The following is a 7,129-nucleotide window of genomic DNA, read 5'->3' as shown; positions in this document are numbered from 1 at the left end:
GGATCAGTCCTAAAACTTGGGGGATTTGAGTGAATCGAGTTTCTTTGTTAAAAAAAACAATTGGAAGAAAAGGATTACCTCAGTTTACTTTTGCCTCAGGGGCTTTTGGAATTTTTCAAGGTTACCTCGGCAGCCTTGAAGGACAATGCTTATCATATTTATTTGGAAGAGCTCAACATTCATCCTGAACATCTTCAGGGAGTAAAGCTGGTTTCCAAAGGTTTTTTTGAGGAAGTTACCGTGCAGGATTTCCCCCTGAGGGGTAAAGCTTGTTTCCTGAAAATAAAGCGGAGAAAGTGGTTGAATGAAGAGACGGGAAAGAATGTAAGCAGGGACTGGAATTTGGTAGCTAACGGCACGCGAATGACACAGGAATTCGCGCTTTTTTTAAAAAGGAACGACTGGACTCGTCCCCTGTAAGTTGTAAGAGTCTTGCCGAAAACTTCCATGTGAATGGAAAGGTCCTTGAACATCAGTATGTTTTTCATCTCAGTGACTTTCAGACTTGGTCTCAGAAATTCCATGCCAAGGATTGGATTCTCTTTCCGGAAAATCTGGGCACCCACCTCAGCATTGATGAAACATCCCTTTCTCAGGGAGAACTCTATACCGTACTGACCAATAAAGCCGCCAAAGGCAAAAAGGGAGCGTTGGTTGCTATGATTAAGGGAACTGACAGTGAGCGGGTAATTGATGTGCTGAGAAAATTACCTGAGGGCAAACGAAAGAAAGTCAAGGAAGTGACCCTGGACATGGCTGCCAGCATGGAACGAATTGTTCGCAGGAGTTTTCCTAAAGCACTGTTGGTTACCGACCGCTTCCATGTCCAGCAACTTGTTCATGAGGCCGTACAGGAAATGAGAATTGCCCACAGATGGGAGGCCATCGAGCAGGAAAACAAAGAAATGGAACTGAGCAAAGAGTGTGGCAAGCCGTTTATTCCTAACAAGCTCGAAAACGGAGACACTGAAAAACAGCTTTTGGCAAGGAGTAGATATTTGCTTTTCAAGGCAGAGGATTCCTGGACACCCTCACAGGCACACCGGGCAGAAATACTTTTCTATCGCTATCCTGATCTGGAAAAAGCTTATAAACTGTCCAGGTCTCTGGCCAGAATCTATCAGACCAGCAAAATCAAGGGAGTAGCCTTCACCAAACTAGCTCACTGGTACAACGAAGTGGAACAGGCAGGATTCAAATCCTTCAACACCGTATCCAGAACCATCCAAAATCACTACGAAACCATTCTCAACTTCTTTGAAAACAGAAGCACAAACGCATCGGCTGAATCATTCAATGCAAAAATCAAAGCGTTCAGAGCACAGTTCAGAGGTGTATCAAATGTCGAATTCTTCCTCTTCAGACTTTCCAATATCTATGGATAAAATTTTAGCCTCCCCAGATATTCAGACTGATCCGCAATCCCTTCCTCTCTGCAAAAAGCCTTTTCGCTCAGCGAAAAGGCTTTTTGCGTTTAAGCGGCCAAGAACGCTTGAGCGGGAAATAGGCAAAAAAGATATTGCGAACAAGGTGAGCAGGCTTTTTTGAACTACCTTCTTTATTTGGGATTGGCAAGGCCAACCTCTTTATCTTTACAAGTAAAATCTCTAACTATCAGTATTTTATATAGTTGGGGTTTTTAATTTAATCAGTTGCGAAGTCATCCTTTTTATTTAAAATGAGCCACAGAATAAATTTTCCAGAATAGTCCTCCATCTCATTTATAAGGTAGTGAGTAGAAACTTCACTTAAATGAAGTAATGGAAAGTTGAATTAAAATTATCCCCGTAAGGGTATTTTAAGCCTTATTTTTTAATAATTATACCCTTTTAGGTGTAATTTGATGTTATTTCTTTAAATTGTACCCATAAGGGTATAAATATATGGCTTGGAATAGAAATAATAGCATTTCAGAATTTGTTCGAAGGAGAAGAAAGGAAGCTGGGCTAACTCAATTGGAACTAGCTGATATTTCTGGTGTAGGAATACGGTTTCTAAGAGAATTAGAACAAGGGAAACCGAATCTGATGGCGGATAAAATCAATCAGGTTTTATTGTTTTTTGGTCACACATTAACTCCAACTGAAATAAGTGATGAGACAAGGAGAAATTTGGGTAGCTAATCATTTGGTAGGAATTCTGGAAGAAGGTGAAGATGGGTATACATTTACCTATTCAGACAAGTACCTAAAATCAAAGAATCCATTGCCAGTTTCGCTGACATTGCCATTGCAAACAGAATCATATAAATCAGAAACTTTATTTCCTTTTTTTTGACGGACTGATTCCTGAAGGATGGTTATTGGAAATTGCACATCAAAATTGGAAATTGAATCCAAGAGATAGGATGGGTTTGTTATTAAAAACTTGCAGGGATTGTATTGGGAATATTAGTGTGATTGAAATATGATTTTTTGTCTTGCATGTAATCGGGCATTGAATGGAGAATCTCAATATCATCAAAAGTGCCTCAAAGATTTTTGGAAGGAAGATGAACCTGTTTTAAGTCTTAATCTGGACTTGGCTAATATTAAAGAACTTGCAAGAGAAAACATTTCTCAGAGGATAATTGTGATCGGAGTACAGCCTAAACTATCACTGGGTTTTATCGAAGAGAAAAAAGAGAAGAGATTGACTATTGTTGGAGCCTTGAATGGAAAATACATATTAAAGCCTCCATTTGATCTTTATCCTCAAATGCCGGAAATCGAGGCTTTATCGATGCTGATGGCCAAAGAGGCTGGAATAGAAACAGTTCCCTTTTTGCTAATACCTCTGCTAGGTGGTGAATTAGCCTACCTCACAAAGCGAATAGATAGAAGTCCAACCAATAAGAAGTTTCCAATGGAGGATGCCTGTCAATTTACAGGAAAACTTACCGAACATAAATACAGGGGCTCCTATGAGCAGATTGCAAAAGCCATTATCAACTTTAGTTATAACCCATTATTGGAAGTAGTGAAATTCTATCAACAGGTTATCGTCTCATTTTTGATAGGAAATTACTGTCGTCCGACATATTTATAAGAACACGCAAAAGAGGCCTCTAATGTTCAAGTAGAGGCCTATTTTCTATTTCTCAAAAAGTACCCCTATCCTGAGAACAGGATTTCTGTTTGTATTTTATTGAGTTCTGTTTTAAATATTCTTTCACCGTAGGCCTTACTATTAAGCAGAAACCTCTCCAGGCTCACGTATGAGCATAGGTTTTTGGCTGCTACCATCACAAGGGTTGAAAAGTCTTCAGCCTCCTTTATTTTCCTGTGGGGTAGGGTAAACAGCAGATTCAGGATCATGGCAACCCATATTTGGATTTTGATCCCGTTCTCGCTGTCCGACAAAAAGTATTTCAGTTCAAAATTCTGCTTTATCTGCTTGAACAGAACCTCTATGACCCATCTGTTCTTATAAAGCTGGGCGATGGTCAGTGCCTCATGTCCCATCAGATCGCTGATAAACTCCAGTTTTTACCGCTTTGGGGATCCAGGTAACTCACCATTCTGACCTCGACTGTCCGAGAAACACGGTTCTCTCTGTAAGTCAGCAAGATAACCTGGTCTTCTTCAATGTCCGGAGCATGGGAACATTCAAACTCCTTGACCATCTCATACCGTGCATTGTCTTTTTTTCGGGTCACAAAATACCTGTTGCTACTGCTCCACTTTTCAAAACAGGAATAGCGGTTACACCCCTTGTCAAACACGGCTATGCTGTACTGTTTAAGTTACATCACCTTAAGAAACACGTTTTCATTCGTTGCCGCTGAACGGATGCAGATGAAATTGGGAACGCCTTCTGCCAGATTCATCTGGGTGAATACCTTGGCTCCCCCCTTTTTCTTTCCCTCCAGGGGATTTCGTCCGGTACCCTTGAGCACCGCTTTGAAAAGCGTTATGGTCGTAGAGTCAAATACTTCCACTTTACTTGGGTCGACCTCACCGCCGATATCCAGCCAGTTCCCGGTCAGATTTGTTCTATAATGGATATATAGCCGCATATAAAGCTGCTGGAAAAAGGTGTGACTGCGTTTTCGGTTCGCATCGGACAGCGTACTTCTGGCAGGCAGTTGTCTGATCCCAAAAGGAATTAGGCTTTTGGCTATAAAAGAAATATTGGTACACACTTCCCGTAGGCTGCTGTTGCGGGTCAGCACGGCATAAAACATGGTGATAAAATGGTCTATTGACTTAAGCTTTTTGTAATACCTGTCAGCTCCTTCCTGTTCAGTGACTTCTTTGAAAACCTCCCTAGGGATCAGCGACAAAAGCTGAGCAATAATGGTATGACCGGATGAAAAATTATCCTTACTTTGCTTCATATTGTTATTTCTTGTTCGAAACAACAATGTAACTAAGATGGGATAGCTTTTTAGTTTCCCATCTTTAATATTGCACTATTCCTAGAAGAAATTGTTTTACCAACTTTTGTTCTCGGACGACAGTAGTTGATAATCATAAAATAACTGATCAAATATTTCACATCTTCGTTGCTAAAACCTGTCAAAGCCAGCACATCAGGCTGAAATCTCACCCTTAATCAGAGATATGGGAAAAAGTTTTTCAATCCGACTTAAATGTTCATTAGGTTAATCTTTCGCTGTCATCGAATGATCAGCTTCTTTCTTTTGAATAGTTTGGGCGTTCTTTTTGTTGAACGAAATTTATTTTGGAGGGACAATGCAGTTAAGTGCCATCAGACCTAATAATTGTAGGAATTCAGATACCTCGTCGCTGTTGGAGTATAAAGTAACCTAACCCAAACAAACAAAGACTCACCTATAAACCAAATAGAAGTTCGACTGGATATAACTGCCAAATCTTTTAAGAATTCAAGGTTTTGGTTTCCGGCCACAATTACCTTTGTGAAATCAAGGTGTGCTGGTAAATAGCCTAAATCATAGAAAAAAAGCACTAATTTCGATGCTTGAGACTAGCTGCCTACCAATTCTAAAATCATTCTTCCTTTTTTTTTAGTGGTAGAAATACTCAGTTCGACTTTTTTGTTGGAATCCAAAATAAGGATCGTATTCTTTTTGAATAATCAATTTTCCTTCTGAATCATAAAAATACTGGAAAGCATCTTCTCTCTCATCAGTAATTGTTCCTCTTATTCCTGATTCTTTAGCTACAAGAAGGTCATCATTATAGCGATATACCAGATAATCGATTTTGAATTCTTCCTGGCCCATTGCGGATTTCCATTCTTTTGAAATTCTACCAAATTCATCATATTCATAAACCTCCAAAGCAGCCCCGTTTTCATTAGGATACTCAACCTGAACTAATTGATTTTGAGAATTATAGTGATATTGGGCAAGAAGACTTCTTTCTCGATTTTCACTGGTGAGGAAAATTTTATCGAGGAGATTCTCAGACGTAAGTTGGATCTCCCGTGAGGAAAACCAATTTGCCTTCCCTTCTTGATATTGAAAGAAATGAGAGGTTTCCATTTGCTCTCCACTGAAATAATTAAGAGTTATCCCTAAAGTATCTTGATTTTGATCCTTTTGAATATGCACGCTAATATTCCCAATGGCTGGATAATATATTTCGATGGATCCATAAACCTTATCAGAGTTTCCTCCATAAGTGACCACTTTACTCAATTTGCCTGAAGGAGAAACAAGCGGCATTGCCAATACTTCTTTAAGTTCATCCTCCAAGGTAAATATAGGGGGATTTTGACTTTCCGTGATTTCGCAACCTGATAAGATGATTATCAAGAAAAATAAAAAGGCCTTAGTTTGCATGATTTCCTGAAATTTTATTTTAATTATACTAATATTCCGAAACTCTGTTAGAAATTGATAATAACGAATTATGGGGATGCGCGACGACAGACCACAATTCACAGAAAGCATTTTGGTTTTTAACCCATGTTTAATTGGAAAACTCGCATTGACGCGAATCTTTATGTAAATTAACATTTAATTATTTTAACGCAAAGCTTATGAAAAAGTATTTACTCCTCTCAGTTTTTATTTATTTCAATTTTCAACTAACTGAAACAATTGCACAAGCAAAAGTAGAAAAGGTGGATCCTTCACAAATTCCATCAAAAGTTTCATCCTTTAAAACTTCATTTGTACCAGAATTTCCAGACAAAGATCGTTCAATTACAGAATTGTTTTTAGGAATTCAGAATCATACTTCATTAGATAAGCCTCTTGACATTGGTAAAACCCTGATTTTTAATTTAAGTTTTGATTCGATTCCAAAGGTAAGGAATGGAGAGGTGAATTTTCGAGAAATTGAGATCTCTTCTCCTGGTTCCAACACATTGAGTGTTAATTTTAGCCATATCGAATTGTCTAAAAGCGCTCAACTTTATATTATTAATGATGAAGAATCGTATATTTTAGGCCCAATAATTTCAGAAGATATTTTTAGGTCAAATAATTTTGATCCAGGTTTCATTCCGGGCGATAAAATCAGGATTTTATTAATCGAAGGAGTAAATGAAACTTCTCCAAGTAAAGTCCAAATTTCTAATATCGGACACGTAATTTTTGACTTTTTTGGGGTTAATAAATTCGATGCTGCAAAAATAGAGGGAATTAATTGTTACGGTTATGGTTGTTCCTCATCATGTTTAGAAAATATAGTATGCTTTACTGGACTAAATTTGGAGTCAAAAGCAGTTGCTCTTATGACTTATTCCGAAAATTGGTCTGGAGGAAATATTTCGTTTCATGGAACAGGATTTTTGATTAACAATGGATCTCAAAATAAGAGGGCTCTTTTTCTTTCTATGATTCATGGCTTATCTGAAATTTTATTATCAAATATGAGATATATTTTTCATTACAAGAGCCCTCAATGTACTCCTACAACAAACGGATCGCAAATGTATTTTATCCAAGGAGCTACTCAACTGGGGTTTGATGGATCTAATGATTTAAGATTGGTTGAATTATCTACTAATCCGGGAACCAGCAGAGTTTTTAATAACAACCCAGTGTCTTATTTAGGGTGGAGTATAATTGATGAAACAATCCCTACTATTCACGGTATTCACCATCCTCTAGGAGATGTCCAAAAGTACATGCTAGGTGGCCCAGCAACGCCTGAATTATTAGTGGAGCCTGGTGTTTCTTATGGAATATGGAAGTATATGCTAACAAATTGAT

General features: G+C 38.2%; 11 protein-coding genes. 7 read left to right on the top strand and 4 right to left on the bottom strand.

The features are described 5' to 3' along the window. Positions 1–60: 60 nt before the first annotated feature. The 6 genes from FL972_RS19535 to FL972_RS15455 all read left to right on the top strand — a co-directional run bounded on the left by FL972_RS19535 (position 61) and on the right by FL972_RS15455 (position 3,027). Positions 61–420 carry an ISAon1 family transposase N-terminal region protein gene (locus tag FL972_RS19535; RefSeq protein ID WP_144602284.1) on the top strand — a complete coding sequence of 120 codons (360 nt, stop codon included), beginning with the start codon at positions 61–63 and terminating at the stop codon, positions 418–420. Between the two features lie 29 nt (positions 421–449). After that, on the top strand, positions 450–1,385 hold the full coding sequence (locus FL972_RS15470) for an ISAon1 family transposase (protein WP_144602282.1): 936 nt from the start codon (positions 450–452) through the stop codon (positions 1,383–1,385). Between the two features lie 498 nt (positions 1,386–1,883). Continuing rightward, positions 1,884–2,123, top strand: coding sequence for a helix-turn-helix domain-containing protein (locus FL972_RS15465; RefSeq protein WP_144606690.1), 240 nt, complete (start codon positions 1,884–1,886; stop codon positions 2,121–2,123). Beyond that, positions 2,095–2,277 carry a HipA N-terminal domain-containing protein gene (locus tag FL972_RS19730; RefSeq protein ID WP_317129955.1) on the top strand — a complete coding sequence of 61 codons (183 nt, stop codon included), beginning with the start codon at positions 2,095–2,097 and terminating at the stop codon, positions 2,275–2,277. The genes FL972_RS15465 and FL972_RS19730 overlap by 29 nt, the downstream gene beginning before the upstream one ends. A 25-nt stretch (positions 2,278–2,302) precedes the next feature. Beyond that, complete coding sequence (locus tag FL972_RS19725; RefSeq protein ID WP_394344576.1) at positions 2,303–2,410, top strand: hypothetical protein; 108 nt, start codon at positions 2,303–2,305, stop codon at positions 2,408–2,410. Then, complete coding sequence (locus FL972_RS15455) at positions 2,407–3,027, top strand: HipA domain-containing protein (protein ID WP_144606688.1); 621 nt, start codon at positions 2,407–2,409, stop codon at positions 3,025–3,027. The genes FL972_RS19725 and FL972_RS15455 overlap by 4 nt, the downstream gene beginning before the upstream one ends. Before the next feature lie 65 nt (positions 3,028–3,092). On the opposite strand, the gene FL972_RS15450 is transcribed toward FL972_RS15455, so the two are convergent. The 4 genes from FL972_RS15450 to FL972_RS15435 form a co-directional block, all read right to left on the bottom strand. Continuing rightward, positions 3,093–3,443, bottom strand: coding sequence for a transposase (locus tag FL972_RS15450; RefSeq protein ID WP_144606686.1), 351 nt, complete (start codon positions 3,441–3,443; stop codon positions 3,093–3,095). After that, complete coding sequence (locus FL972_RS15445) at positions 3,443–3,703, bottom strand: hypothetical protein (RefSeq protein WP_144606684.1); 261 nt, start codon at positions 3,701–3,703, stop codon at positions 3,443–3,445. The genes FL972_RS15450 and FL972_RS15445 overlap by 1 nt, the downstream gene beginning before the upstream one ends. A 21-nt stretch (positions 3,704–3,724) precedes the next feature. After that, on the bottom strand, positions 3,725–4,318 hold the full coding sequence (locus FL972_RS15440; protein ID WP_144606682.1) for a DUF4372 domain-containing protein: 594 nt from the start codon (positions 4,316–4,318) through the stop codon (positions 3,725–3,727). A gap of 651 nt (positions 4,319–4,969) precedes the next feature. Next, complete coding sequence (locus FL972_RS15435) at positions 4,970–5,749, bottom strand: hypothetical protein (RefSeq protein WP_144606680.1); 780 nt, start codon at positions 5,747–5,749, stop codon at positions 4,970–4,972. A gap of 200 nt (positions 5,750–5,949) precedes the next feature. Here FL972_RS15435 and FL972_RS15430 point away from each other — a divergent pair, with 200 nt between their 5' ends. Then, entirely contained in the window at positions 5,950–7,128 is a 1,179-nt protein-coding gene (locus FL972_RS15430; protein ID WP_144606678.1) for a hypothetical protein, read from the top strand. The last annotated feature ends 1 nt before the right edge of the window (position 7,129 follow it).

The sequence above is a fragment of the Algoriphagus algorifonticola genome (assembly GCF_007655305.1).
Classification (GTDB): domain Bacteria; phylum Bacteroidota; class Bacteroidia; order Cytophagales; family Cyclobacteriaceae; genus Algoriphagus; species Algoriphagus algorifonticola.
Note: the sequence above shows the minus strand (reverse complement) of the source record. Positions and strands in the feature narration are given on the sequence as shown.

Coding starts and splice junctions, on each gene's coding strand:
- FL972_RS15435 (WP_144606680.1), bottom strand. CDS start 5,749: ATGCAAACTAAGGCCTTTTTATTTTTCTTGATAATCATCTTATCAGGT.
- FL972_RS19730 (WP_317129955.1), top strand. CDS start 2,095: ATGAGACAAGGAGAAATTTGGGTAGCTAATCATTTGGTAGGAATTCTG.
- FL972_RS15430 (WP_144606678.1), top strand. CDS start 5,950: ATGAAAAAGTATTTACTCCTCTCAGTTTTTATTTATTTCAATTTTCAA.
- FL972_RS15465 (WP_144606690.1), top strand. CDS start 1,884: ATGGCTTGGAATAGAAATAATAGCATTTCAGAATTTGTTCGAAGGAGA.
- FL972_RS15440 (WP_144606682.1), bottom strand. CDS start 4,318: ATGAAGCAAAGTAAGGATAATTTTTCATCCGGTCATACCATTATTGCT.
- FL972_RS15450 (WP_144606686.1), bottom strand. CDS start 3,443: ATGGGACATGAGGCACTGACCATCGCCCAGCTTTATAAGAACAGATGG.
- FL972_RS15455 (WP_144606688.1), top strand. CDS start 2,407: ATGATTTTTTGTCTTGCATGTAATCGGGCATTGAATGGAGAATCTCAA.